Origin of the sequence: Duganella phyllosphaerae (assembly GCF_001758785.1) — a bacterium.
GTDB classification, from domain to species: domain Bacteria; phylum Pseudomonadota; class Gammaproteobacteria; order Burkholderiales; family Burkholderiaceae_D; genus Rugamonas; species Rugamonas phyllosphaerae.
The window spans coordinates 39,762-65,628 of the sequence record NZ_LROM01000085.1; the positions used below are offsets into that span (position 1 = coordinate 39,762).

Sequence of the window (25,867 nt, forward strand, 5' to 3'; positions counted from 1 at the left end):
TTCCTATCAGTTTGCGCCGTTGCTTAGCTCGCTAAGTAGCGTAAAGTAACATTTGCCCTTGGCACCACATGATCTTGGTATGATGTTCGACGACCGGCCACCAGCCGGTACTTTTTGTTAACAGTCGGAGATCCCCGAATGAGATTACCTGTGCTGATGCTGGGCGCCGCCGTTGCGGCCTCGAGCGCCATGGCCGCGCCGCGCGGCTTTACCGTAGAAGACATGGTCAAGATGGAGCGCGTGGGCGCGCCCGTGTTGTCGCCGGACGCCACCCGCGTGGTGTACACCGTGCGCACCACCGACATGGACAAGAACCGGGGCAATACCCAGCTCTACCTGCTCGACCTGCGCAGTCCCAAGGCCGCACCGGTGCGCCTGACCCAAGCGGACGCCAGCAGCAGCGAGCCCACCTGGTCGCCCAAGGGCGACGCCATCTACTTCCTGTCCGGCCGCAGCGGCTCGTCGCAAGTCTGGCGTCTGCCGCTGGCCGGTGGCGAAGCCGCCAGGGTCACCAGCCTGCCACTGGACGTGGAGAACTTCCGCCTGTCGCCGCAGGGCGACCGGCTGGCGCTGAGCGTGGCCGTGTTCCGCGATTGCGTGGACCTCGCTTGCACCAAGAAGCGTCTCGACCAGCAGGGTAAAAACAAGGCCAGCGGCAAGGTCTACGACAAGCTGTTCGTGCGCCACTGGGACACCTGGGCGGACGGCCGCACCAACGTGCTGTACGCTGCGCCGATCGACGCCGCCGGCAAGGTCAGCGCCGAGCCGGTCGCGCTGTCGGGCAAGCTCGACGGCGACGTGCCGTCGAAGCCGTTCGGCGACAACGGCGAGTACCACTTCAGCCCGGACGGCAAGACCGTGGCATTCTCCACCCGCATCGCCGGCAAGACCGAAGCCTGGTCCACCAACTTCGACGTGTACACGGTGCCTGCCACCGGGGGCGAGCCGAAGAACCTGACCGAAGACAACAAAGCCTGGGACACCAAGGCCATCTATTCGCCCGACGGCCGCACGCTGGCCTACCTGGCGATGGACAAGCCCACCTTTGAAGCCGACCGCTTCCACCTGGTGCTGATCGATGTTGCCACCGGCAAGAAGCGCACCGTCGCCGACAACTGGGACCGCTCGATCGCCGATTACCGCTGGACGCCGGACAGCAAGACCATCCTGGCCACCGCCGACGACATCGGCCAGCATCCGCTGTTTGCCATCGACGCCGCCAGCGGCAAGGTGCGCAAGCTGACCGGCAACGGTTACGTCAGCGGCTTCGACGTGCTGAAAGACACGGTCGTCATCGCCCGCAACGACCTGTCCTCCGGCGCGCAGCTGTACCAGTTCAAGCTGGGCGGCTCTGGTGAGAAGGCCACGCAACTGACCAACGTCAACGAGGCCGCACTGGCCGACGTGAAATTCGGCCAGTACGAGCAGTTCTCGTTCGCTGGCGCCAACGGCGAAACCGTGTACGGCCACGTGATGAAGCCGTGGGATGCCAAACCGGGCGTGAAATACCCGGTCGCCTTCCTGGTGCACGGCGGCCCGCAAGGCAGCTTCGGCAACTCGTGGAGCTACCGCTGGAACCCGCAGGTGTACGCCGGCGCCGGCTACGCCACCGTGTTCATCGACTTTCACGGTTCGACCGGCTACGGCCAGAAGTTCACCGATTCCATCAGCGGCGACTGGGGCGGCAAGCCGCTCGAAGACCTGCAAAAAGGACTGGCAGCAGCGGTGCAGAAATTCCCCTGGCTCGACCGCGAGAACAGCTGCGCGCTGGGCGCGTCGTACGGCGGCTTCATGATGAACTGGATCCAGGGCCACTGGTCCGACGGCTTCAAGTGCATCGTCAACCACGACGGCGTGTTCGATACGCGCGGCATGGCTTATTCGACCGAAGAACTGTGGTTCACCGAGTGGGAAAGCGGCGGCACCTATTACGACCACCCGGAAGCGCACGAAAAGTTCAACCCGGCGCTGTTCGTGAAAAACTGGAAAACCCCGATGCTGGTGGTGCAGGGCGACCTCGACTTCCGCATCCCGACCGCGCAAGGCCTGGGCACGTTTACCGCGCTGCAGCGCCGTGGCATCCCGAGCAAGTTGCTGATGTTCCCCGATGAGAACCACTGGGTGCTGAAACCGGCCAACTCGGTGCTGTGGCATCACGAGGTGATCGGCTGGCTTGATACTTACCTGAAAAAATGAAGAACCGCTGACGCACGATCCGTCATTCCCGCGCAGGCGAGGATGACGTAGCTACCACGCCCGCCTCGCGGGCGTTTCCACATCAAGGAACACCATGAAAAAACATCTGATCGCCGCCGCCCTGGTGCTGGCCTTTGGCGCCGCCCATCCGGCCTTCGCTGCCACCCCGGCCCCACGCGCCGAAAACGCCTTCCTGTCGCAGCAAGACGCCATGGCCCGCTCGGCCCGCGTCGCCAATGTCGATTACACCCTGAAATTCACGCTGACCGGCAAGGAGACTTTCTCCGGCACCACCACGCTGGACTTCGACTTGAAAGACACCGACCAGCCGCTGACCATCGACCTCGACAAGGCAAAAATCGCCAGCCTCACCGTCAACGGCAAGACCGTCGCGCCGCAGTACAACCAGTGGTTCATCACGGTCGCCGCCCAGGATTTGAAAGTTGGCCGCAACAGCGTCACCATCGCCTACGAGCGCCTGCACAGCACCAACGGCGAAGGCTTGCACCGCATGGTCGATCCGGTCGATGGCCGGGTGTACACGTACTCGCACTTCGAACCGGCCGCCGCGCACCAGATGTTCGCGCTGTTCGACCAGCCCGACTTGAAAGGCACGTACCAGGTCACCGTCACCACGCCGGCCGACTGGGTGGCCGTGTCCACCATGCGCGAGAGCGGCGTCAAGGACGTGGCCGGTGCAAAAGAATGGACCTTCCCGCGCACCAAGAAACTCAGCCCGTACAACTTCTCGATGCACGCCGGCCCCTACAAGGTCTGGGAAGACAATAGCGGCCCGTACCCGATGCGCCTGTTTGCGCGGCAGTCGGTGGCGGCGCAAGTGTCGCCCAAGGACTGGTTCACCTACACCGCCCAGGGCCTGAAATTCTTCGACGAATACTTCGGCGTGCCGTACCAGTTCGCCAAGTACGACCAGCTCCTGGTGCCGGACTTCCTGTACGGCGCCATGGAGAACGCCGGCGCCATCACCTTTGCCGAAGGGAGCTTCCTGCACAAGGAAACCATGACCGCCGCCCAGCGCCAGAGCCTGGCGTCGGTGATCATGCACGAGATGGCGCACCAGTGGTTCGGCGACCTGGTTACCATGAAATGGTGGAACGGCCTGTGGCTGAACGAGAGCTTCGCGTCGTTCATGGGCACGCTGGGCACGGCCGAAGCGACCGAGTTCAAGAACGCCTGGCAGAGTTTTTACTCGACCGGCAAGCAGGCCGCCTACGTGATGGACGAGCGTGTCACCACGCACCCGATCGAAACCCCGGTGCCCTCGACCGCCAACGCGTTCGACAACATCGACGCCATCACCTACTCGAAGGGCGCCTCCACTTTGATGCAACTGCGCCACCTGCTGGGCGCGGAAGTGTTCCGCAAGGGCGTGCACAATTACCTGGTCAAGTATTCGTACCAGAACGCCGAGCTGAAGGACTTCATCGGCAGCCTGGGCGAGGCCGCCAACCGCGACCTGACCGGTTGGACCAAAGAATGGTTGTACGAGCCGGGCGTCAATACCATCCAGGCGTCGCTCAGCTGTGCCGGTGGCAAGGTCAACAGTTTCAAACTGCTGCAAACCGCACCGAGCAAGGACATGCCCACGCTGCGCGAACAACGGGTGCAGGTGGCCCTGTTCAGGCAGGGCAAGGACGGCATGGCGCTGAGCCAGAACGTGGCGGTTACCTACAAGGGCGCCGAGACGGCGGTGCCGGAGCTGGTGGGCGCGGCCTGCCCGGACCTGGTGTATCCGAACTACCAGGACTGGGGTTTTGCCAAGGTGGCGCTGGACCGTAAATCGTTTGCCACCGCGCAGGCGTCGCTGGGCAAGGTGGACGATCCGCTGCTGCGCGCGATGTTGTGGCAGAGCCTGTGGGATAGCGTGCGCGACGGCAAACTGCCGCTGAACGCCTTCCTCAAGACCGTGCTGGCCAATGCGCCCGCCGAAAAAGACTACACGCTGCTCGGCGACATCGTCGGCAAGATTGGCCAGTCGAAGTATTACCTCGACAAGATGGGGCCATCGGCTGCCAGGTACCGCAACAAGGTGGGCGTGCAGCTCGAAGACATGGCGTTCAAGGCCACCGAGGCGGCCAGCGGCGACAGCAACTTCCAGCGCCGCTGGTTCGCCACCTATGTCAACCTGGCCAGCAGCCCGGCCGCGCTCAAGCGCCTGGCCGACATCCTCGACGGCAAGCTGGTGGTACCGGGCCTGAACGTGAGCCAGGATGCGCGCTGGGACATCGTTGGCCGCCTCAACCGCTACAACTACCGTGGCAGCACGGCGCTCCTGGATGCCGAACAGGCGCGCGACAAGTCCGACAGCGGCCAAGCCGCCGCGCTGGCTGCGACCGTTTCCCGTCCGGACGCCAAGGTCAAGGCCGAATGGCTGGCCACCATCGGCGACCTGCAGACCAAGCTGCCGTTCTCGCGTATCCGCACCGCCATGTTCGGGCTGTACCCGGCCGAGCAGGGCGCGCTGGCCGAACAGAGCGCCGGTGCGCGCCTGGACAGCCTGGCGCAGGTGGACCAGGCCGCCGGCCCGGTCTACATGCGTGCCTACGCGGCTGCGCTGATTCCGTCTGCGTGCACACCGGCCAGCGTGGCGCGTCTGCAGGCGGCAGTGGCGGCGCAGACCGCGCTGTCGGCCGGTACCAGTCGCGCCTTGCTGGTCACGCACCAGGAAGATCAGCGCTGCGTTGCTATCAAGAAAGCACTGACGGAATAATCTATTCCCTGTTCGAAGTAGGGCTAAGGCCGGCGCTTGAGCCGGCTTTTTTTATGCATGTCATCAAACTGTCACGAACCCGGACGATGGGCTGACATTGTCAGCGCGAAGGCCGACGATAACAAGATATTTTCAATAAGAATGTTAAATTTCCTGATGGGAAATTTGTTTGCTTACAACGCTCAGCAAACTCATCAAGATGATTCGTGGACGAGTGGCAAGCCTATGATTTCATAGGAGAATCTGCATATTATTCTGTTCTTATCAATATAAATAAAATAATAAATTGTAAGAATAGGTAACTGCGCAGAGAGTTGTTTGTTTATATTCATTGTTACTTCTCAAATTCCGGGCAACCTGCGCTCACCACTTAACCACAAGGGCACCAGAAATGACATTCTTCCAATCGCAACTGCGCCAACTGAGCGTCGCCACCGTGGGCGCCCTGGCTGTGATGTCGGCCACGCCGGCAATGGCCGAGGTGATCAATTTCGAGTCGGCCACGCCGAACATCTATGGCGGCACCGAAGTCATCACCGAGTCCGGCTACAACCTGACCGTGATCGATAGCCCGGCCGCCGGCCCGTCCGGCACCGGCTTCGCCGGCGCCATCGGCAACGGCAGCGATCCGTTCCTGTGCACGGTGGCCGCCTGCCCCACCGGCAATGCCAGCCAGTTCTACCTGGGAGTCAACGACGGCAGCCTCAAGCTCGAGCGCAGCGACAACCGCCTGTTCCAGCTCACCGGCCTCGACTACGCTTTCCTGGCCCCGGTGGGTGGCCTGGCCAGCTACACCTATGGCCAGCTGACCCTGGTCGGTGTGCTGTCCAGCGGCGCCAACGTGTCCTACGCCTACAATTTCCCAGTGCTCAACAGCCTCGGTTACTCGCCGTTCGAGAGCCTGTCGCTGACAGCTTTCGGCGGTAACTATTTCAGCAGCGTGACCATTGGCTCGTGCCTGTTCGACGGCAACGGCGGCTGCTCGAACCCGCTGGCCGGCGCCGAGAACCAGTCGCAGTTCGCCATCGACAACCTGCAAGTGGCCCCCGTGCCGGAGCCGGAAACCTACGCCCTGATGGGCCTGGGACTGGGCCTGGTGGGCTGGATGTCGCGCCGCCGCGCGCGTGCTGCCCGTGCTGCTGCCGGTACTGCCGCCGCCCCCACCATCGCCGCCTGATCGAGGAACCGTCCCATGAAACTTCGTCCTATCTGCTCCGCCATCGTCCTGCTGGCCGCACTGTCCGGCGCCGCCCACGCCGCCGAACAGGTGCGCCGTTCCTACATCGTGCAACTGGTCGATAAACCGGTTGCCACCTACACCGGCCAGGTGGCCGGCCTGGCCGCCACCCAGCCGGCCTCTGGCCAGCGCCTCAATGTCGATGCCGGCAATGTGCAGGCCTACATCAACTACCTCGAGTCCAAGCAGAACGACGTCATCAGCACCCTGGGCGGCGCCGAGATCACCCACAAGTACGACGTGGTGTTCAATGGCTTCGCGGCCCTGCTGACCGACGCCGAAGTGCGCGCCCTGAAGAAAAACACTGCTGTCGCCGCCATCACGGCCGACTCCGAAATGATCCTCGACACCAGCTACACGCCGACCTTCCTGGGCCTGGACCAGCCGGGCGGCCTGTGGTCGCAACTGGGCGGCCAGAAACTGGCAGGCGAGAACATCATCGTCGGCATCGTCGATAGCGGCATCTGGCCTGAAAACCCCAGCTACGCCGATCGCGTGGACGAGAACGGCAGCCCCACCCACAGCGGCGGCACGCTGGCCTACGATGCGCCGCCCGCCAGCTGGAAGGGCGGCTGCGATATCGGCGAGGGCTTCACCGCCGCCAATTGCAACAACAAGCTGATCGGTGCGCGCGCCTACAAGACCGCCACCCAGCAACTGCATTGGACCGAATTCGCTTCCCCGCGCGACTCGCTGGGCGGCTCGGTAGGCGAGGGCGGCCACGGCAGCCACACGTCCACCACGGCTGCCGGCAATGGCGGCACCACCGCCGTCATCAACGGCGCCAGCCTGGGCAAGATTTCCGGCATGGCGCCGCGCGCCCGCATCGCCTCGTACAAGGTGTGCTGGACCGATCCTACCCGCCGCAACGGCTGCGCCACGTCCAACAGCGTTTCGGCGATCAACCAGGCCGTCAAGGACGGCGTCAACGTGATCAACTTCTCGATCGGCCCGTCGGCCGGCGGCGGTTCCTTCGACGAAGCCACCGAGCAGGCCTTCCTCGGCGCGGCGGCAGCCGGCGTGTTCGTTGCCGCCTCGGCCGGCAACTCGGGCCCGACCGCCACCGCGCCGGCGCCAGCGAGCCACATCAGCCCGTGGTTGTCCACGGTCGGCAACTCCACCCACAACCGCCTGTATGTCGGCGACGTGATCCTGGCCACCGGCGTCAAGCTGACCGGCGCCTCGAGCAACGCCAACACGCCGTCCTCGCCGCTGATCCTGGCCAAGGATGCGGGCGTGGCCGGCATTACGCCGGCCCAGCAGGTCTCGCTGGCGCAGTGCTTCGGCCCGGCCGACACCGTCGCGGCGCTGCTCGATCCGGTCAAGGTGACCGGCAAGATCCTGGTCTGCGACCGTGGCAACAACGTGCTGGTCAACAAGAGCGCCAATGCCAAGACTGCCGGTGCGGTGGGCGCGATCATCGCCAACGTCGATGGCGGCGCCGCCACCATCCTCAACCAGGCGCACTCGCTGCCCACGGTCCACATCACCAAGGAAAACGGCGCCATCCTCAAGAGCTACATGGCGGGCAATACCGGCGCCACGGCTGCGCTGGGCAACCTGAAGGCCATCGTCGATCCGACCGTGGTCGCGCCGGTGATGAGCGGCTCGTCCTCGCGTGGTCCGAACGTGGCCAACGCCAACATCCTGAAACCGGACGTGACCGCACCGGGCACCGACATCCTGGCCGCGCTCACGCCCGACCTGACCCAGGCCCAGCGCGACGCGATCGCCGCCGGCAGCCCGGCGCAGGCGGTCGAATTCGGCTTCCTGTCGGGCACCTCGATGGCTTCGCCGCACGTGGCCGGCGTGGCCGCGCTGCTCAAGCAGCGCCATCCGACCTGGAGCCCCGCCGCCATCAAGTCGGCGTTGATGACCACCGCCTACGATACCTTCAGCGACGGCCAGGGCGCCAAAGTGCCATGGGATACCTCGGCCACCTACGCCGGCAACCGTTCGTTCGGCCAGGGCGCCGGCCACATCGCGCCGACCTCGGCCGCCGATCCGGGCCTGGTGTACGACATTGCCCCGGTCGAGTACGCACGCTTCCTGTGCGGCCAGGGCCTGGTGTACAGCGCGGCGCAGTGTAACGCCTTTGGCGGCGGCATCGCGGCCTATAACCTGAACCTGGCGTCGCTCACCGCCTCCAACGTGCTGGGCGCGCAAACGCTCACCCGCACCGTTACCAACGTCGGTGAGACCACCGCCACCTACAACGCCACGGCCACGCTGCCGGGCTTCACGGTAGCGATCTCGCCAGCCACGCTGACGCTGGCGCCGGGCGCCAAGGCCACCTTCACGGCGCGCCTGACCCGCACCACCGCGCCGCGCGACACCTGGTCCTACGGTTCGCTGACCTGGACCGACGGCGTGCACACGGTGCGCAGCCCGCTGACCGCGCGCGGCACCGGCATTGTCGCCGCCGCCAACGTGTACAGCGAAAACGCCGCGGGCGCCAAGGTGGTCACCGTCGGTACCGGCTTTGCCGGCGCCTTCGGCACCGCCAAGGGCTTGCTGCCAGCCACGCAAGTGTCCCGCACCATCGGCCAGGCCGGCGGCGCGGACAATGCCACGCTGTGCCGCAACGGCGCCTCCGCTGGCGTGAACGTGCATAACTTCACGGTGCCGGCCGGCACCTTGCTGGCGCGCTTCGCGCTGTTCGATTCGGACAACACCGGTGCAGCTGCCGGCGACTCCGATCTCGACCTGATCCTGTTGCGCGGCACCACCCTGGTGGACCAGAGCGGCGAGCTGACGTCGAACGAACGGATCGAGGTGGTGGCGCCAGCGGCAGGCACGTACACCCTGTGCGTGATCGGTTACGCCCCGGCCGGCGGCCAGGCTACCTACAAGCTGTCGAGCTGGCTGGTGCAGCCGACCTCGACCGCTGGTAACTTCAAGGTGATGTCACCAAGCTCGGCCACCCTGGGTGGCACGGCGTCGGTCGGCATGAGCTGGAGCGGCCTGGACCTGGGCAAACGCTACGTCGGCGCGGTGGACTACCTGGTGGGCGGCGTCAAGCAGGGCACCACGGTGATCGATATCGATACCACCGATCCGCTGCCACTGTTCAAGAGCTCGTCTGACAAGGGCAAGCTGGCTTACTAAGCAGTAGTTGCCTGGTTAAAAAACCTGCGGCAGCCTTCGGGCGCCGCAGGTTTTTTTCGTTGCTCGTCTCGGGCGACGCAACAAGTGAAAAATCGGGTACTGATTGCAAACGCTTTTTTCACTATCCCTGTCACACCGGGCATAGTGAAGCGACAGAGAAAGTGAAAATTTTCGGCTGATGTGCCTTGAATAATGAAAAATTCCGTCAGGCTGGCGGGACCTATCGACAGGCCGCTTTCGCCCCGAAGCGGACCTTGCACTTACGCCGCGTTCCTGCACTGAGTGACGTTCATTCGAGCTTGGAGTCTTGGTCGCACGCGTATTTCGGGTGCGACGCTGGAACAAGGAAGGTATCGATGGCGGATACGATTCTGGCCTTCAGTTGTTCACTGCCAGCATCTTGCATATCGTTGTGACGCGAGCCTTCGATGTGCACTATGCATGTACCGTAGCGGCTCCGCTCTTCCTTGTTCGGCAGTACACCGGGGTCCGCAGTGGTGTCACTGGCACGAATTGTAAGGACGTGGATACCAGCAGAGCGGGGCAACGCGACCCGACGGCTGTCTAGGCTGATCAGGCTTGAAACGCGGCTCGGGTTGTCAGCGGCAAACTGAGCCGAACTGTCGCCGCCAAGGGAGTGCCCGACGAGGACCAAGTGTTTCCAATCGAACTGAGGGTAGCGTACGGCGGCCTCGTCAATCACGGTGGAAATTGACCGTGAAGCTACGTGAGCCATTGCTTGTACTTGCGGTGACACTGGGGCGTCCCGATCCAATATAACGCCGCCGGCACTGTCTTGGAGTGCGACAACCAAGTAACCCATCCCATTAAGACGGTTGGTGACAAATGAGTAGTCTGAACCAGAAAGTCCGTATCCCGGGCTTAGGATCGCTACTGGGCATGGTTTCGCATGAGTACAGGCTTGAAGATTAGCTGGAGCGTGAATGTCCACTGGAACGGCAGCTATGGCCATAGGTAAGGCAAACAGCATAGACAATGGGGCAAACAGTCGAAGCATAAGATCCTTTTCTTGATAGGGGACTTGGTCTGGTTTTGGCCGAAACCAGAAGTTCGACCAGTGTACGGCAACCATTGCCTTTGCCGCAACAACCGGCCCGACCAGAAGTTTTTTTCAGTACCCGTGGCACGCGGTTTTCACTAACTTGTCACAGTTTTCATTTTCTGTGTCTCCCGACAGCTCGCCCCCGGATTTAACGCATCTCCGGCGCGTTGCCGACCTTCCCCGGGTTGAGCACGCAGCGGTTGGCCTGGCAGCTGGCGCCGGGGGACGAGACTACCGAGCAGGTGGACATCATCGCTGCGCGCGCGTCGCGGGCACGCAGCGCGGCGGCGTGCTGTTCCACCAGTTGCTTGAGGGCGGCGCCGTCGTCCTGCTTGCTGGACCAGGGCAGGTAGCTCTCCGGTCCGCCGCAAGCCTTGGCGCCAATGCCGATCGTATGGCACTGTCCGCTGTTGTCGCAGGTGGCGTTGGCGCTGGCAGCCTGGATCTGCTGCCACAGGCTGTCAGCCGATGCCGATGCCGCTGCAGGCGAGGGAGGGGCAGATACCGGTGCTGGCGGACTGGCGCAGGCACTGGTCATCAGCAACAGCAGGCTGGCCGCAGCCAGGCGCGCAGGCAGTGACAGGGACGGGGACAGCTTCATGGTGGCGCTCCTGGTAGGGGAAACTACAGCGGCTCGGTCAGGCGCGCCTTGCGGGCCACGCCGTCCGGGCCAAATAAAATAACGAACTCGGCAAACGCCGGCGGACCGTCGCTGCCCTTGCCGCTGCCCTGGCTGGTAGCCTGCGGGTAGCGGTAACGCCACACCTGCATGCCGGTGTCGAATTGTAGCGCGGTGGCCGGTCCCAGTTTGGCGCGCACGTCGGCCGTGTTGCCGTAGCCGGGCGCGAGCATGGTGGCGGGCGGGTCGTCCATGTACTCGAAGGCGAGCAGGGTGTCGTCGGGCCAGGACGTGTCCCACAGCGGCGCATAGTAGCTGCGGTCGAGCAGGACCTGGCAGTCGCAGTAGGGCAGAGTGGCCGGGGTTTGCGCGCCGCCCGCGTACAGCAGGTCGAATGGCAGCGCGGCAGTGCGCGCGCCATGGCGCGCGGTGACGCCGAACAGGGGCCGCTCGGCGAAGAACAGGTAGTTGCCGTCGGCCGAGCCGCAGACGCTGTCGGGGTGGGTGAGCAGCCCGTCCAGCCAGGCAAAGGCCTGGGCGTTATTCGACAGCAGGCCGGCAGCTACCCCCCCCTGGCATTCGAGCCGCAGGTCGCCCAGCCGGCGCATGCCGGCCGGCACGCCGGGGCTGCGCACCAGGGCGCGCCAGGTCATGGTGCTGGTCTTGCGGCTGGCGATCAGGGACGCGTCCTGCGCCAGCGCGCGGGCGTCGCGCGGCAGCGTGAACGTGTGGTCGGGCGCCACCGTCACCGGCAGTGAGACGCTGTCGCCGGCCACCCGCAGGGTGATACCGTCGAGCACGGTGGTGGGCAGGCGCGGCAGCAGCTGGAAACGCAAGGTTGCCTGCGGCGCCAGCGCATGCAGGCGCTCGAAGCGGTCCATGCCCTCGATCATCTTGCGGTAGGACTTGTCGACCGGATCGCGGGTGGCAGACACGTCGACCCGGGCGACCGCGCCGGCCTCCTGCGGCATCGGTGTCGATTGCTGCGCCGGCTGGGCGGTCGCGCCGGTGGCCAGCAGCAAGCCAGCCGTGACAATGCAGGAATAGGCAAACATCGATATGTATGGTTGAGGACCGAGACATCATGGTAGGCCGGCGGGACGGTCCATGGCGCACGGTTTCGCCATTTCTTTCAGCTAACTTTTTCTTGCCTTTATAATACAGGCATGAGGTGCAGTGCAGCCCAGGCGATCTCCTGCCCACCATTTGTTCATTTTTTGACCGTGAATTCGATGACATTTTTTTCCTCTCTGGCCGCGCTGAAGTCCTGGTGCCTGCGCCACAGCGATGTGCTGCGCCACCGCCACGCCGGCTTGTTCTTGGCACTGGTTGTGCCGTTGCTGTGCGGGCTGGTTTCGCTCTTCAAGGGCCAGGACGATGGCTGGGACATGCGCAATTACCACCTGTACAACGTTCATGCCTTGCTCAATGACCGCGTGGGATTCGACATCGCAGCTGCCGGCTTCCAGACCTATTTCAACCCGACCATCGAGTTGTCGCATTACCTGCTCGGCCGCTGGTTGTCGCCACCGCTGGCAGGCATGCTGATGGGCGTGTTGCATGGCCTGAACTTTGTGCTGGTCATGGGAATAACACGGCAATTGATCGGCCCGCGTCACCGGCTCGTCATCCTGCTCGCCATCGCGTGCCTGTTCGTCCCCGGGTTTCAAAGCGAGCTGGGCAACAGCATGGGAGATAACCTGACGGCGTTGCTGGTGCTGCTGTCCTTGTACCTGGTGTTACGCAACTGGCGTGTGTTGCCGCAATGGCGCGGAGCGGCGGCGCTGGCGATGGCAGGCTCTGGCCTGGCCATGGGCTGTGCCACCGGACTCAAACTCACGAACGGCACTTTCGCGCTGGCGCTCGGCCTGTCGCTGCTGGCGATTCCCCTGCCATGGTGGCAGCGGCTGCGCCTACTGCTGGTCTGGGGGATGGCCGCGCTCGCGGGTGTGGCAGCCACGGCCGGATGGTGGTTCCTCAAGATGTGGCAGCTGTTCGGCAACCCGGTATTTCCTCAATTCAACGATATCTTTCGTAGTCCGCTGGGCGTCGACCTGGGCGTATTCGACGTCGCCTTCCGGCCCGTGGGGGGGCTGGAGAACCTGCTGTGGCCGTTCATCTTCACGCTCAATCCGCGCCGCGTCTCGGAATTGCAGATGCAGCTGTTCGTGTGGCCAGTACTGTATTGCTTGCTGGCGGTAATGGCGTTGTTGTGGATCGTGCGTCGGTCGCGCCGCCCGAACCGGCCAGAGGTGCCCCAACCCGGCCGGGCGGAACTGGCGCCGCCGGCGGCGTTCGTACTGCTGTTCTTTGCGCTCAGCTATCTGGTTTGGATGCGCATGTTCAGTATTTATCGCTACCTGGTGCCAATCGAGCTGCTGGCGCCGTTGATGATCTGGATAGTGTGGTCTTACATCGCCCCGCGCCGTGAGTGGGCCGCTGCCGTACTGCTGGCTGTACTGGCGGTCTGCGTGTTCCCGATTGCCAACTGGGGCCATCAGCCTTGGAGCGCGAGCGCGATCCGCGCGGAGTTGCCGGCGATTGCCGCGCCACAGCGCACCACAGTGTTCCTGCTGTCCAGCGACTCGCCCATGACCTGGGCGACGACGCTGTTCCCGCAGCCGCTGAGGTTCGTGTCGATCGGGCCCGGTTTCGCGCAATCGCCCGCCTGGCTGCAACGCCGTGATGCCGCCATTGCCGAGCGCGACGGCCAGCAATATATGCTGTATCCGGCCCCCAAAAATGATGAGGATGGATGGCGCCAGCGCAAGCTCGAACTGGCCCGGTCGCTGCGCCTTACCGAGGATGCCGCTGGCTGCCGCAAGCTCACCTGGCTGCTCGGGCGGGCACGCCACAACGTGGTCTTGCGTGATCTGCCGTCGGGCGGTTGTACGCTGGAATTAACCGAGCAGGAGCGCCTGCAACAGGCTGCCCTGGAGCGTGCCCGCCTGGCTGAACTGGTGCCGCATTGGCAGCAGTTTGGCCTGCGCACAGATGTTGGCAGCTGCACCGTGTACCGGGCCTACGTGGGGACCGAACCTTATCGTTATTACTGGTGCAAGGTCACCTACGTGCCCCCGGCTACTTGAGCATCGCCACGGAGCTTCAGTGCAGCACGTCGAGGCGGGTCTTGCGCCCGCCCCGGTAGGTGTACAAGGTGACGGCCGGGTTGGCCAGGTCGCCGTAGCGGTCGAAGCCGATGGCGCCGGTCACGCCCTGGTATTTGATCCTTGCCAGTTCGGGCAAGTACAGTTTCGGCACGGCGGTGCCGGCTGCCTGCATCGACTTGGCCAGCAGCATCACGGCGTCGTAGGCATACGGCGCATAGGTTTGCAGGGGCAGCTTGTAGCGCTGCTGGTACCGGTCCACGAAGGCGCGGTAGCCCACGTCGTAGTTGCCGGTCACGCCGCCGGCCACCGCGCAGGTGAGCTGGTTGTCGGCCAGGGCGTCGCCAGCCAGTTCGGGCAGGCGCTCGGAGCAGATGCCGTCGCCGCTGAGGAACCGCAGGTTCATGCCCAGCGCCTTCATCTGCTTGAGCATGGGACCGGCCACCGCGTCCATGCCGCCAAAAAAGATCAGGTCGGGCTGGCGCGCCTTGATCTGGGTGAGGATGGCGTTGAAGTCGGTGGCGCGGTCGGTGGTGTACTGGCGGCTGACGGCGTCCGCCGCCGTGCCCTGGGCGCGCACGCCTTTCAAAAATGCATCGGCCAGGCCCTGGCCGAACGCGGTACGGTCGTCGATCACGGCAATGCGGCGCGCCTTGAGCGTGTGCACCGCGTAGCGGCCCAGCACTTCGCCGATCTTGTTGTCGTTGGCCACCAGCCGGAACGCAGTCTGGAATCCCTGGCGCGTGTAGAGCGGCGTGGTGGCGGCCGGCGTAATTTGCGGGATGCCGGCGGCGGCGTAAATGCGCGAGGCCGGCACGCTGGTGCCCGAATTGAGGTGGCCGACCACGCCGGCCACCTCGGCATCGACCAGCTTTTGCGCCACCGCCGTGCCCTGCTTGGGATCGGCGCCGTCGTCCTCCACCTGCAATACGAAGCGCACGTTGCGACCGCCGATTTGCGGGCCGGTGGCGTTGAGGTCGTCAACTGCCATGCGGGCGCCGTTTTCGATGTCCTTGCCCATGTGGGCGCTGGCGCCGGAGAGCGGGGCGGCAACGCCGATGCGGACCTGGTTGACGGGGGCCTTTTGTGCATGGGCGTTGAGGCTGGCGAGTAACAGCAGTATGGGCAGGCGCATAGGAGTCCTGTGGCGTTCTATGGATTCCCGCCTGCGCGGGAATGACGGATTGATGGATCGCAGTGTTGTTTTGCTGAGGCGGTTGTCGACTAATTATTGCATGGCTGGCGCTTTACGCCGATGAGCTCGTTGCTTTTAAGACTAGAATGTTCGCAGACCAATATTTCTACGGAGGCGGCATGTCGTTCCTGATTGTTCTTGCAGCACTAGGTTTCTTGATGTTGGCCGCGTATCGCGGCTACAGCGTGATTTTATTTGCGCCGATTGCCGCGCTGGGTGCGGTGTTGCTGACCGACCCTGGCGCAGTGGCGCCGGTGTTTTCCGGCATCTTCATGGAAAAGCTGGTCGGCTTCGTCAAACTATACTTCCCGGTGTTTTTGCTTGGCGCCGTGTTCGGCAAGCTGATCGAGATCTCCGGCTTTTCCGAGTCCATCGTGGTGGCGGCGATCCGCTACATCGGCCGCACCCGCGCCAATGCCGTGATCGTGCTGGTGTGCGCGCTGCTGACCTACGGCGGCGTCTCGCTGTTCGTGGTGGTGTTTGCGGTGTACCCATTTGCTGCCGAACTCTACCGTCAAAGCAATATCCCCAAGCGGCTCATGCCCGGCGCGATTGCGCTCGGCGCGTTCTCGTTCACCATGGACACCCTGCCGGGCACCCCGCAAATCCAGAACATCATTCCCACCACCTTTTTCAAGACCACCGGCTGGGCCGCGCCGTGGCTCGGTGTGATCGGCAGTATCGCCATGCTCACGGCCGGCCTGCTGTACCTGGAATGGCGCCGCCGCAAGGTGATGGCCACCGGCGAAGGCTATGGCGGCAGCGCTGCCGAAGCCAAGGCGGATAACCAGCCGGCAGTTGCCCGCACCGGCCTGCCGCACCCGCTGCTGTCGATCGCGCCGCTGGTGCTGGTCGGCGTGGTCAACTTCGCGCTCACCAAGATGATCCCGCACTGGTACGGCGACAATTACGCGCTCACGGCCGACGCCTTGCCCGGCCTGCACACTGCCATCACGCTACCCATCAAGACCGTGATCGGCATCTGGGCCGTCGAGGGCGCGCTGCTGCTCGGTATCGTGTTCGTGCTGGTCACGGCGTTTAACCGCGTGCGTGACGCCTTTGCCGAGGGCACCAAGGCCGCTGTCGGCGGCGCCTTGCTGGCAGCGATGAACACCGCGTCCGAGTACGGTTTCGGCGGCGTGATCGCGGCGCTGCCGGGCTTTCTGGCGGTGAGCAGCGCGCTCAAAAGCGTGCCCGATCCGCTGATCAACGCGGCCGTGTCCGTCACCACGCTGGCCGGCATTACCGGCTCGGCGTCGGGCGGCATGAGCATTGCACTGGCTGCCATGTCGGACCAGTTCATCCGCGCGGCGGAAGCGGCGCAAATTCCGCTCGAGGTGCTGCACCGGGTGGTGTCGATGGCCAGCGGCGGCATGGATACCCTGCCGCACAACGGCGCCGTGATCACGCTGCTGGCGGTCACGGGCCTGACCCACAAGCAGTCGTACGGCGAAATCTTCGGCATCACCGTGATCAAGACGCTGGCGGTGTTTTTCGTGATCGCGGTGTACTACCTGACCGGGGTGGTGTAAGCGGATATTGCAACTGGCAGCGGGCGCAGTAAAAGCTGCGTCGCGCGGTCTTGCCCAGGTGCCCGCGCAGGAACGAGATATTGCAGCGCGGGCAGATTTTCCTGGTGTGCGCCAGCCAGTGCTGCTTGAGCGTGCCGGCTTTTTTCCAGGCCAGAAAATCGAAGCTGTACTCGCGCGCCTGCGCCACCAGTTCGCGTAATTTGGCCGCCGGGATGTCGCCGACCGTCGACAGTGGATGGATGCGCACCCGGAACAGCACTTCGTTCTTGATGATGTTGCCCACGCCGGCAAAAATGGTTTGATCGAGCAGGGCGTCGCACGCCAGCGTATCGGGTTGCGCGCGCAGTTTTTTCAGCGCCAGCGCCGCCGACCAGGCGTCGTTCATGACGTCGCCGCGCCAGTCGTATTCGCTGTCGAGGTCGTCGGAGATGGTCTTGATCGAGCACGTATAAAAATGCAGCGCGCTGCCGTCGTCAAAGAACAGGCTCAGGCGCGGCCCGGCGCGGTCGGCAGCCTTGGTCTCGTTGATCAGGTACGTGCCGAACATCAGCAAATGGATGCGCAGTGCGCGGTCGCCCAGCCGTATCAAAAAATGCTTGCCGAAGCTGCGCAGCGCCAGGACTGGCTGGCCGGCCAGCTCGTCCATCGCGACATCCTTGCTGCTGCCTTCGGCGCGCACCATGGTGCGGCCTTCGAATTGCGCGACCTGCTCGCGCAGAATGACGATCGATGGTCCTTCGGGCATGGCGGTTCTCCACGTTGACGTAGTGTCCAGTGTGCACCGCGTCGGTCACGCGGGCTGTACGCTGCTGCACTGACACCAATACGGCCCACCATTGCGACCACAAGTATTTCATGTCATATTCGTTCTTCGTTGCAAACTACCGAGGAGCCAGATTTGAAACACACGCTGATCATTGCCGCACTGCTGTCTGCCGGCATCGTCCATGCCGCCAACGGTCCCGAGTTCGACGCCAAGCGCCTGTCGCAGGACGTCAAGGTGCTCTCGTCCGACAAGTTCGAAGGACGCGGCCCCAACACCGCCGGCGAGACCCTCACCGTCGACTACCTGGTGCAGCAGTTCAAGGCGGCCGGCCTGCAGCCTGGCGGCGATACGGTCAAGGGCAAACCGGGCGAGCGCGCCTGGACCCAGGACGTGCCGCTGGGTCGCTTCGAGATCAAGGGCCCGGTCGCGCTGTCCGTGCGCGACGCCAAGGGCACGCACGCGCTCAGGCAGGGCGACGACGTGGCCGTGCGCGCGTCGATGAGCGGCAGCAAGCTGGTGGACTTCAAGGATGCGCCGCTGGTGTTTGTCGGTTACGGTGTGACCGCGCCCGAGCGCAAGTGGGACGACTTCAAGGGTGTCGATTTGAAGGGCAAGCTGGCCGTGGTGCTGATCAACGATCCCGATTTCGAGACCGGCCAGGGCGAATTCGGCGGCAAGGCCATGACCTATTACGGCCGCTGGACCTACAAGTTCGAGGAAATGGCGCGCCGCGGCGCATTGGGCACCATCATCGTGCACGAAACCGCACCGGCCTCGTACGGGTGGGCCACGGTGAAAAACTCGAATACCAACGTCATGTACGACATCGTGCGCAAGAACCCGGCCGAGGCGCATGCCCCGGTGGAAGCGTGGATACAGCGCGACCTGGCGGCAGACCTGTTCAAGCGCGGCGGCCAGGATTTCGAGGCGCTGAAAAAACTGGCGCAAACGCGCGACTTCAAGCCGGTGCAACTGAAAGACGTGACGCTGTCGGGCAGGTACGCGGTGGACGCGCAAGTGATCACGTCTAAAAACGTCGCCGCGCGCGTGGTAGGCGCCAGCCACCCGGACCAGACCGTCATCTACAGCGGCCACTGGGACCACCTGGGCGTGGGTCAGCCCGATGCCAAGGGCGACAAGATCTACAACGGCGCGGTGGACAATGGCACCGGTCTGGCCGCCATGCTGGAACTGGCGCGCGCCTACGGCAAGGCGCCCAAGCCCGCCCGCAGCGTGCTGTTCCTGGCGGTGACGGCCGAAGAGAAGGGCCTGCTCGGCTCCGAGTACTACGCGTCGTACCCGCTGTACCCGCTGGCCACCACGGTTGGCGTGATCAATATGGATGCATTGAGCCCGCACGGTTTGTCGCGCAATTTCACCATCTCGGGCAGCGCCAGGCTCGACCTGCTGGACCAGCTGGTGGCCAAGGCCAGGCAATGGAACCTGGCGTATTCGCCCGATCCGAAGCCGGAAGCCGGCTACTTCTTCCGCTCCGACCACTTCCCGTTCGCCAAGCGCGGCGTGCCGGCGTTCTCTTACGGTTCGGGTAACGACTGGGTGGACGGCGGCATCGCCGCCGGCAAGAAGACCGAGCAGGCCTACACCACCGACAACTACCACCAGCCGTCCGACGAGTGGAGCCCCAAGTGGGAGTTTACCGGCATGGCGCACGACCTGGGCATGTTGTACGCGCTGGGCCGCGACCTGGCCGACGGCAAATCGTGGCCGAACTGGGCCAGCGACGCCGAGTTCCGCGCGGCGCGCGACAAGACTGCCGGCGAGCGCCGCTAGGCTAACAATGCGTCAGCGGGCACAGCGCGGCGTGGCTGCAGTCCCACGCCCGCAGCAGCGTGGCGTTTACTCGCGCTTGCTCAGATCCACCGCTGCAGCCTTGGCGGCTTTCTTGCGGCCGAATAGCTGGTAAATCCAGCCACCGGCCGCTGCCAGCCCAATCAGGATGATTTTCTTGAATGCCAGCAGCAAGGCCAGCAGTTTGCCAAAGATGCCAAGCTTGCTGGCAATGCCACCCGCCACCAGCGCGGCCAGGCCATATTCGGCGACTTTGTCGCTCGTGGGGTTGAAGTCGGTGTAGCGGTTGCCGGGAGTGAACTCGGTAAAGGCGGTGACGTTTTTCATCTCGCGCTTGACGTAGGCGATCTGGTCCATGCTGGCCACCGCGTTGAGCACCAGCACCCCCTCTCGGCCCAGCACGCGGATGTTGTAGTTCAGTCCGTTGTCTTTGTCACCTTCGGTATGCAGCTCCTGGGCCCAGTACAGCTTGTGTTGTGCCTTGTCGTAGCTCGGCTGTTCTGCCCAGCGCACCAGCGTCATCGGCGCATAACCTTGCTCTTTGCGCTCCTTGTTGTTTTCAAGCGTGCCTTCCTGCATTTGCTTGAGCAGGTCGGCGTAATTGATGGTGTCGGCATCGTCATCCTTGACATGGCCGTCCTTGTCGTAGGTCACCACGACGCCCCAGCCCTCCGGACTGAGCGGATTGACGGCAGCCGGCACGATCATGCCCAGCGTCTTGGCGCCCGGAGGGTTGCCCCAGCCATCGGTGAGCAGCTTGGCGGTATCTGCCTGGTCCAGGTAGCGGAAGTTGGATGGCAGATCCAAGGTGGCGATGTCGCCGGGCAGCTTGATCTTGCCTTCGCGGAAAGTCAGGCTGGCAAGAAACTGCGCCATCGTCATGGTCGGCTGCGCCGCCACCGGGTCTGCCGCACGGGCAGGAAGAATAGCCGTCAGGCTGAGACAAAGCAGGGCAATAACGATACGGCGCATGACAGTTCCTTTTGAGAAAGGCCGTATCTTACAGGAAACTATTGCCGCTTTGGTAATGCTGGTAACCTCTGTGGTAAATAATTTATATCTAACTTTTTCCGAGTTACAATAAAATAAAAGCGCGCCGGCACTGATGCCGGCGCGCTTTTTCTTTCAGGAGCCAGTGCATGACCATTTCGCTTCGCCGCACCATCCTTGCGGCGTCCATCGCCGTCTTCTCAGCTGCGTCCGTCCATGCGGCCGACGTCAAGCCAGTCGCGAAGGCCGATATCGCCATCCCCGACATTCCCTACAAAAAGTTTGTACTCAAGAACGGCCTGACCCTGCTGGTGCACGAAGACCACAAGACGCCGGTGGTGGCGATCAACACCTGGTACCACGTGGGTTCCAAGAATGAAAAACCGGGCAAGACCGGCTTTGCCCACCTGTTCGAACACCTGATGTTCAGCGGCAGCGACAATTTTAACCAGACCTACCTGAACGCCTTGCAGCGCATCGGCGCGACCGACCTCAACGGCACCACCAATCCCGACCGCACCAACTACTTCCAGAACGTGCCGACCTCGATGCTCGACTACGCGCTGTTTGCCGAGAGCGATCGCATGGGCCACCTGCTCGGCGTGCTCGACCAGAAGAAGCTCGACCTGCAGCGCGGCGTGGTGCAAAACGAGAAGCGCCAGGGCGAGAACCAGCCGTACGGCGTGACGCGCCAGCTGCTCACCGAAAACACCTGGCCGGTCGGCCACCCGTACTCGTGGACCACGATCGGCTCGATGGCCGACCTCGACGCGGCCAGCATGGCCGACGTGACCGAGTGGTTCAAGACCAACTACGGTCCCAACAACACCACGCTGGTGCTGTCGGGTGACATCACACCCGAAGACGCGTTGAAAAAAGTCGAACAATACTACGGCGACATTCCGGCTGGCCCACCGCTGGCCAAGCACAGCGAGTGGATCGCCAAGCGCACCGGCACCCATCGCAGCACGGTGCAGGACCGCGTGCCGCAGGCGCGCATCTACCGCGTGTGGAACGTGCCTGGTGCCAAGAGCCCGATCGAGCCGCTGCTGGACCTGGGCGGCTACGTGCTGGGCGAGGGCAAGACCTCGCGCCTGTACAAGCGCCTGGTGTACAAGGAGCAGCTGGCCACCAGCGTGGACACCAGCAACTCGACGTCCGAGATCGCCGGCCAGTTCTACATGGTGCTCACGGCCCGTCCCGGCGCCGACTCGGGCAAAATGGAACGCCAGGCCGAGGAGGAACTGCAGGCGCTGCTCAAAAGCGGTCCCACCGCCGCCGAGCTGGAGATTGCCAAGACCAAGATCCTGGCGCAATACACCCGCATCGTCGAACGCGTGGGCGGCTTCGGCGGCAAGAGCGACTTGCTGGCCAGCTGCCAGACCTACACCGGCAATCCCGACTGCTACAAGGATTACCTGAAGGCGGTCAAGGCGGCCACGCCGGCGTCCGTCAAGCAGGCCATGAACGCGTGGCTGGCCGACGGCGACTATGTGCTCGACGTGCAGCCGTTCCCGACCAACTACACGACCACCGCCAAGTTCGACCGCAGCAAGCCGCCGGCGCTGGGCAAGGCCGAATCGTTGAAGCTGCCGGCCATGCAAAAAGCCACCTTGTCGAACGGCCTGAAAGTGGTGCTGGCCGAGCGCCACGCCGCGCCCGTGGTCAACCTGTCGATGATCGTCGATGCCGGTTATTCGTCGGACTCGCATGAACTGCCCGGCGTGGCCAGCCTGACCTTGTCGATGCTCGACGAAGGCACGCAAAAGCGCAACGCCGCAAAAATCAGCGAGGAAGTTGAATCGCTGGGCGCGCAGATCTCCAGCAACAACAACCTCGACAGTTCGTTCGTGCAGCTCAACACGCTCAAGGCCACCTTGCCGCAAGCGCTCGACGTGTATGCCGACGTGGTGCTGCATCCGGCTTTCGAACAGAAGGAACTGGACCGCCTGCGCAAGGATCAGCTCGCTGCCATCGGCCGGGAAAAAACCAATCCGTCGGCCATGGCGCTGCGCGTGATTCCGGGCCTGGTCTACGGCAAGCAGCATGCCTACGGTTTGCCGCTGTCGGGCAGCGGTAACGAAGCGTCGGTGTTGCGCATTACCCGTGACGACCTGGTCAAGTATCACCAGAGCTGGTTCAAGCCCAACAACGCCACCTTGCTGGTGGTGGGCGACACCACCCTGGCGGAAGTGTTGCCGCAGCTGGAAAAAGCGTTTGGCGGCTGGAAGGCTGGCGACGTGCCGAAGAAAAATATCGCGCAAGTGGCGCAGCCGGAGAAAACCAGCGTGTACCTGATGGACAAGCCGGGCGCGCAGCAAAGCATGATCTACGCGGTGCAACTGGCGCCGCCACGCAATGCCCCGGAAGCGGTGCAACTGAGCGTGGTCAACAACATCTTCGGCGGCAACTTCGGTTCGCGCATCAATATGAACCTGCGCGAGGACAAGCACTGGTCGTACGGTGTGCGCTCGAGCGTGCTGCCGGCGCGTGGCCAGGGCCTGTACCTGAGCACGTCGCCGGTGCAAGCTGACAAGACCAAGGAAGCGTTGCAGGAACTGGTGCGCGAGTATGGCGACATCGCCGGCGCCAAGCCGATCACCCAGGCCGAGCTGAGCGAAGCCCAGGACAATTCAACCTTGTCGCTGCCGGGCTCATTCGAGACCGCCGGCCAGCTGGGCGGCGCCTACAGCACCATCCTGCAATACCAGCTGCCGGAAGACTACTACAACACCATTACCGGCAAGATCACGTCGATGACGCCGGCCGACGCCAATGCGCTGGCCAAGCGCGTGATCGAGCCGGGCAAGCTGGTGTGGGTAGTGGTGGGGGACGTGAAGAAGATCGAGGCCGGCGTGCGCGAACTCAAGCTCGGTGAGGTGCGCAAGGTCGATGCTGATGGCAACCTGCAGTAAGGGTTACCTGTAAGCGCTGCCTGCAGCGTCAGGCGCCGGCGCTTTCCTTGATGAACCGCGACTCCGCCGACCACATGGCGCAGGCGCGGGCCAGCAGGGTGGCTTCGGCGTCAGCCAGCACGCCGTCGGCGTCGGCAATTGCCCACATTGCCCGCAGCAGGCGGCGGCGCAGGTCGGGCTCGGTCACTTCGGCCAGCAGGCTGTCGATGGTGGCCGGTTCCAGTTCCACGTGGCCCTGCTTGACCGAGCTGGTGAGCAAGTCGTTGCACAGGTCTTCGAGCAGGCCGTGGAAGGTATCGATGTCGATGTCGATGTGTTCGAGCAGGTGCGAACGGGTGAGGGCGCGCAGTTCGGACGGCGCCAGCGCGCCATCGACCACCATCGCCAGGGCCACGATACGGCCAGCGGCGCTGGCACTGTTTTCTTCATAATGTCGCATAGTCTTTTCCTTTGATGTGCCGGGCAAGCTGGACTTGCCCGGCATGTTGCAATGATTACTTCTTGCGGGTGGCGTACAGGCTGGCGATCACGCTACCAGCAATCAGCGACGCCACCACGGTCAGCGAGATGTGCACCGGGATGTGGATCCACGGCAGCAGCAGCATTTTCAGACCGATGAAGCAGAGCACCAGAGCCAGGCCATACTTGAGCAGGTGGAAACGGTCAGCCACGTCTGCCAGCAGGAAGTACAACGCCCGCAAGCCCAGAATCGCAAACATGTTCGACGTGAACACGATGAACGGATCGGAGGTGATCGCGAAGATCGCCGGGATCGAATCCACTGCGAAGATCAGGTCGGTCACTTCGATCAGGATCAGCACCAGGAACAGCGTGGTCACGTAGCGCTTGCCGTCCTTGGTCACGATGAACTTCTCGCCGTGGTCAGCTTCCGACACCGGCAACACCTTGCGTGCCCATTTCAGCACCGGGTTGTTCTTGACGTCCGGTTCTTCATCGACCGCCTTGAGCATTTTCAGGCCCGTGAACAGCAGGAACGCGCCGAACAGGTACAGTATCCATTTAAACTCGTTGACCACCCAGGCGCCAGCGAGAATCATCACGGCCCGCATGACGATCGCACCGAGCACGCCGTAGATCAGCACGCGGCGCTGGTATTCGGGCTTGACGCCGAACGCGGTAAAGATCAGCAGGAAGATAAACACGTTATCGACCGACAGCGCTTTCTCGATCAGGTAGCCGGACAGGAACTCGAGCGACTTTTGCTCGGCGATTTCCGGGCCAACGGTCCCTTTCAGGTAGTACCAGAGGCCTGCATTGAACAGCAGCGCCAGGCTGAACCAGCCCAGCGACCACGCGCCCGCTTCCTTGATCGACACCTTGTGCGCCTTGTTGCCGCCAAAGACCCACAGGTCCAGCGCCAGCATCACCAGCACGAACGCCACGAACCCGGCCCACATGGGCGCCGTGGCAATATTTTCTAATCCGGTCATTGACGGTCCTCCTTGCATGAAAATAGATGAATGTTATCGATCAACCCGTAGCCATCATAAGAGCGTACGATTGTTCGTACAATTCGAATATACTTTACTAATTCATCGTAAATTTCGATGTATTGGAAAGCTTGGGAGAAAAGCATGGCGACGGTATCTGCCCTGAACTACAAACACTTACGCTATTTCTGGATGGTGGCGCGCAGCGGCAGCATCGCCAAGGCGGCCGAACAGTTGCACCTGACGCCGCAGTCGATCTCGGGCCAGTTGACGGAGTTTGCCGACACCCTGGGGGTGGAATTGTTTCGCCGCGTGGGCCGGCGCCTGGAACTGACCGAGACCGGCAACCGCGTGCTGCGCCACGCCGAAGATATCTTCAGCGCCGGCGACGCCCTGCTCGACGTGGTGCGCGACCAGTCCACCACCACGGTCGGCAGTTTCCGGGTGGGCGTCTCCGATTCGGTGTCGAAAGCGGTGGCGTGCCGGCTGGTGGCGCCGGCGCTGTCGCTGGCCGAACCCACCCGGCTGATCTGCCGTGAAGGGCGGCTGGCGGCGCTGCTGGCCGACATGGCGATCCACCGGCTCGACATGATCATCGCCGACCGTCCCATGCCCAGCCACCTGAGCGTGCGCGGCTACAACCACTTGCTGGGGGAGAGCGAGCTGGGCGTATTTGGGGCGCCATCGCTGGCCGCCACCCTGGTCGGTGATTTTCCAGCCTGCCTGAACAATATGCCGCTGCTGCTGCCGGGCGAGGATTTCGCCGTGCGCGCCAAGCTGATGCAGTGGCTGCACACCCACGTGCCGCGCCTGCACGTGGTGGGCGAGTTCGACGACAGCGCCATGATCAAGGCCTTCGGCGAGTCGGGCGCGGGTCTGTTCTTCGCCCCGGTCGCGATTGCCGAAACCCTGACCGACGCCCACAACGGCCAGTCCGGCATGGTGCTGGTGGGGACAATACCGGCGCTGCGCGAGCAGGTGTACGCGATTACCACCGAGCGCCGCTTGAGCCATCCGGCCACGCAGGCGATCAGCCAGGCGGCGCGGCAGACGCTCACCGCGTGAGTGGCCGGGCCGGGCGCGAATGTCTCGCCCTCGTCATCTTCCTGGTTGGGCATCGGCCGGTTGCCCAACAGAACCGTACGACT

17 protein-coding genes are annotated in these 25,867 nt (G+C 63.6%); 9 read left to right on the plus strand and 8 right to left on the minus strand.

Going from position 1 to position 25,867, the window contains the following annotated elements; all coding sequences use genetic code 11:
• The first annotated feature begins 138 nt into the window (after nucleotides 1–138).
• From DUPY_RS12395 to DUPY_RS12410, 4 genes are all read left to right on the plus strand, one after another.
• Nucleotides 139–2,196, plus strand: coding sequence for an alpha/beta hydrolase family protein (locus DUPY_RS12395; RefSeq protein WP_070248460.1), 2,058 nt, complete (start codon nucleotides 139–141; stop codon nucleotides 2,194–2,196).
• 94 nt (nucleotides 2,197–2,290) lie between these two features.
• Nucleotides 2,291–4,927, plus strand: coding sequence for an aminopeptidase N (gene pepN, locus DUPY_RS12400; protein ID WP_070248462.1), 2,637 nt, complete (start codon nucleotides 2,291–2,293; stop codon nucleotides 4,925–4,927).
• Nucleotides 4,928–5,318: 391 nt separating this feature from the next.
• The gene (locus DUPY_RS12405; protein WP_070248464.1) at nucleotides 5,319–6,104 is read left to right on the plus strand and encodes an NF038120 family PEP-CTERM protein; all 786 of its coding nucleotides are present in this window, start codon (nucleotides 5,319–5,321) and stop codon (nucleotides 6,102–6,104) included.
• Between the two features lie 15 nt (nucleotides 6,105–6,119).
• The gene (locus tag DUPY_RS12410) at nucleotides 6,120–9,272 is read left to right on the plus strand and encodes a S8 family serine peptidase (protein WP_070248466.1); all 3,153 of its coding nucleotides are present in this window, start codon (nucleotides 6,120–6,122) and stop codon (nucleotides 9,270–9,272) included.
• A 289-nt stretch (nucleotides 9,273–9,561) separates the two neighbouring features.
• On the opposite strand, the gene DUPY_RS29245 is transcribed toward DUPY_RS12410, so the two are convergent.
• From DUPY_RS29245 to DUPY_RS12425, 3 genes are all read right to left on the minus strand, one after another.
• Nucleotides 9,562–10,365 (minus strand): alpha/beta hydrolase, encoded by an 804-nt coding sequence (locus DUPY_RS29245; RefSeq protein WP_071651628.1) that lies wholly within the window; start codon nucleotides 10,363–10,365, stop codon nucleotides 9,562–9,564.
• A 118-nt stretch (nucleotides 10,366–10,483) separates the two neighbouring features.
• On the minus strand, nucleotides 10,484–10,936 hold the full coding sequence (locus DUPY_RS12420) for a hypothetical protein (RefSeq protein WP_070248470.1): 453 nt from the start codon (nucleotides 10,934–10,936) through the stop codon (nucleotides 10,484–10,486).
• 23 nt (nucleotides 10,937–10,959) lie between these two features.
• Nucleotides 10,960–12,009, minus strand: coding sequence for a hypothetical protein (locus DUPY_RS12425; protein WP_229255343.1), 1,050 nt, complete (start codon nucleotides 12,007–12,009; stop codon nucleotides 10,960–10,962).
• A 177-nt stretch (nucleotides 12,010–12,186) separates the two neighbouring features.
• Here DUPY_RS12425 and DUPY_RS12430 point away from each other — a divergent pair, with 177 nt between their 5' ends.
• Nucleotides 12,187–14,043 carry a hypothetical protein gene (locus DUPY_RS12430; protein ID WP_141749526.1) on the plus strand — a complete coding sequence of 619 codons (1,857 nt, stop codon included), beginning with the start codon at nucleotides 12,187–12,189 and terminating at the stop codon, nucleotides 14,041–14,043.
• Nucleotides 14,044–14,059: 16 nt separating this feature from the next.
• Here the strand turns inward: DUPY_RS12430 and DUPY_RS12435 are convergent, their stop codons facing one another.
• The gene (locus DUPY_RS12435; protein ID WP_070248473.1) at nucleotides 14,060–15,196 is read right to left on the minus strand and encodes a branched-chain amino acid ABC transporter substrate-binding protein; all 1,137 of its coding nucleotides are present in this window, start codon (nucleotides 15,194–15,196) and stop codon (nucleotides 14,060–14,062) included.
• 179 nt (nucleotides 15,197–15,375) lie between these two features.
• Between DUPY_RS12435 and DUPY_RS12440 the strand changes: the two genes are divergently transcribed.
• Nucleotides 15,376–16,788, plus strand: a complete 1,413-nt coding sequence (locus DUPY_RS12440) for a GntP family permease (RefSeq protein ID WP_070248554.1) — start codon at nucleotides 15,376–15,378, stop codon at nucleotides 16,786–16,788.
• Here the strand turns inward: DUPY_RS12440 and DUPY_RS12445 are convergent.
• The gene (locus tag DUPY_RS12445) at nucleotides 16,730–17,533 is read right to left on the minus strand and encodes a DNA-formamidopyrimidine glycosylase family protein (protein WP_070248475.1); all 804 of its coding nucleotides are present in this window, start codon (nucleotides 17,531–17,533) and stop codon (nucleotides 16,730–16,732) included. The genes DUPY_RS12440 and DUPY_RS12445 overlap by 59 nt on opposite strands.
• Before the next feature lie 153 nt (nucleotides 17,534–17,686).
• Between DUPY_RS12445 and DUPY_RS12450 the strand changes: the two genes are divergently transcribed.
• Entirely contained in the window at nucleotides 17,687–19,345 is a 1,659-nt protein-coding gene (locus DUPY_RS12450; protein ID WP_070248477.1) for a M28 family metallopeptidase, read from the plus strand.
• A gap of 66 nt (nucleotides 19,346–19,411) precedes the next feature.
• On the opposite strand, the gene DUPY_RS12455 is transcribed toward DUPY_RS12450, so the two are convergent.
• Entirely contained in the window at nucleotides 19,412–20,335 is a 924-nt protein-coding gene (locus tag DUPY_RS12455) for a DUF2167 domain-containing protein (RefSeq protein ID WP_070248479.1), read from the minus strand.
• Between the two features lie 167 nt (nucleotides 20,336–20,502).
• Between DUPY_RS12455 and DUPY_RS12460 the strand changes: the two genes are divergently transcribed.
• Nucleotides 20,503–23,268, plus strand: coding sequence for a M16 family metallopeptidase (locus DUPY_RS12460; RefSeq protein WP_070248481.1), 2,766 nt, complete (start codon nucleotides 20,503–20,505; stop codon nucleotides 23,266–23,268).
• Nucleotides 23,269–23,296: 28 nt separating this feature from the next.
• Here DUPY_RS12460 and DUPY_RS12465 read toward each other — a convergent pair whose 3' ends face one another.
• Both DUPY_RS12465 and DUPY_RS12470 read right to left on the minus strand, forming a co-directional pair.
• On the minus strand, nucleotides 23,297–23,707 hold the full coding sequence (locus DUPY_RS12465) for a TerB family tellurite resistance protein (RefSeq protein ID WP_070248483.1): 411 nt from the start codon (nucleotides 23,705–23,707) through the stop codon (nucleotides 23,297–23,299).
• A gap of 55 nt (nucleotides 23,708–23,762) precedes the next feature.
• Nucleotides 23,763–24,719, minus strand: coding sequence for a TerC family protein (locus DUPY_RS12470; RefSeq protein ID WP_070248485.1), 957 nt, complete (start codon nucleotides 24,717–24,719; stop codon nucleotides 23,763–23,765).
• A 144-nt stretch (nucleotides 24,720–24,863) separates the two neighbouring features.
• Here DUPY_RS12470 and nhaR point away from each other — a divergent pair, with 144 nt between their 5' ends.
• Nucleotides 24,864–25,784: a transcriptional activator NhaR gene (gene nhaR, locus DUPY_RS12475; RefSeq protein WP_070248487.1), complete on the plus strand. Its 921-nt coding sequence runs from the start codon at nucleotides 24,864–24,866 to the stop codon at nucleotides 25,782–25,784.
• The last annotated feature ends 83 nt before the right edge of the window (nucleotides 25,785–25,867 follow it).

What these genes read in the sequence shown, in the direction of transcription:
- DUPY_RS12465 (WP_070248483.1), bottom strand. Translation starts at nt 23,707, where the DNA reads ATGCGACATTATGAAGAAAACAGTGCCAGCGCCGCTGGCCGTATCGTG.
- nhaR (WP_070248487.1), top strand. Translation starts at nt 24,864, where the DNA reads ATGGCGACGGTATCTGCCCTGAACTACAAACACTTACGCTATTTCTGG.
- DUPY_RS12470 (WP_070248485.1), bottom strand. Translation starts at nt 24,719, where the DNA reads ATGACCGGATTAGAAAATATTGCCACGGCGCCCATGTGGGCCGGGTTC.
- DUPY_RS12435 (WP_070248473.1), bottom strand. Translation starts at nt 15,196, where the DNA reads ATGCGCCTGCCCATACTGCTGTTACTCGCCAGCCTCAACGCCCATGCA.
- DUPY_RS12445 (WP_070248475.1), bottom strand. Translation starts at nt 17,533, where the DNA reads ATGCCCGAAGGACCATCGATCGTCATTCTGCGCGAGCAGGTCGCGCAA.
- DUPY_RS12420 (WP_070248470.1), bottom strand. Translation starts at nt 10,936, where the DNA reads ATGAAGCTGTCCCCGTCCCTGTCACTGCCTGCGCGCCTGGCTGCGGCC.
- DUPY_RS29245 (WP_071651628.1), bottom strand. Translation starts at nt 10,365, where the DNA reads ATGGTTGCCGTACACTGGTCGAACTTCTGGTTTCGGCCAAAACCAGAC.
- pepN (WP_070248462.1), top strand. Translation starts at nt 2,291, where the DNA reads ATGAAAAAACATCTGATCGCCGCCGCCCTGGTGCTGGCCTTTGGCGCC.
- DUPY_RS12405 (WP_070248464.1), top strand. Translation starts at nt 5,319, where the DNA reads ATGACATTCTTCCAATCGCAACTGCGCCAACTGAGCGTCGCCACCGTG.
- DUPY_RS12455 (WP_070248479.1), bottom strand. Translation starts at nt 20,335, where the DNA reads ATGCGCCGTATCGTTATTGCCCTGCTTTGTCTCAGCCTGACGGCTATT.
- DUPY_RS12440 (WP_070248554.1), top strand. Translation starts at nt 15,376, where the DNA reads ATGTCGTTCCTGATTGTTCTTGCAGCACTAGGTTTCTTGATGTTGGCC.
- DUPY_RS12425 (WP_229255343.1), bottom strand. Translation starts at nt 12,009, where the DNA reads ATGTTTGCCTATTCCTGCATTGTCACGGCTGGCTTGCTGCTGGCCACC.
- DUPY_RS12430 (WP_141749526.1), top strand. Translation starts at nt 12,187, where the DNA reads ATGACATTTTTTTCCTCTCTGGCCGCGCTGAAGTCCTGGTGCCTGCGC.
- DUPY_RS12460 (WP_070248481.1), top strand. Translation starts at nt 20,503, where the DNA reads ATGACCATTTCGCTTCGCCGCACCATCCTTGCGGCGTCCATCGCCGTC.
- DUPY_RS12395 (WP_070248460.1), top strand. Translation starts at nt 139, where the DNA reads ATGAGATTACCTGTGCTGATGCTGGGCGCCGCCGTTGCGGCCTCGAGC.
- DUPY_RS12410 (WP_070248466.1), top strand. Translation starts at nt 6,120, where the DNA reads ATGAAACTTCGTCCTATCTGCTCCGCCATCGTCCTGCTGGCCGCACTG.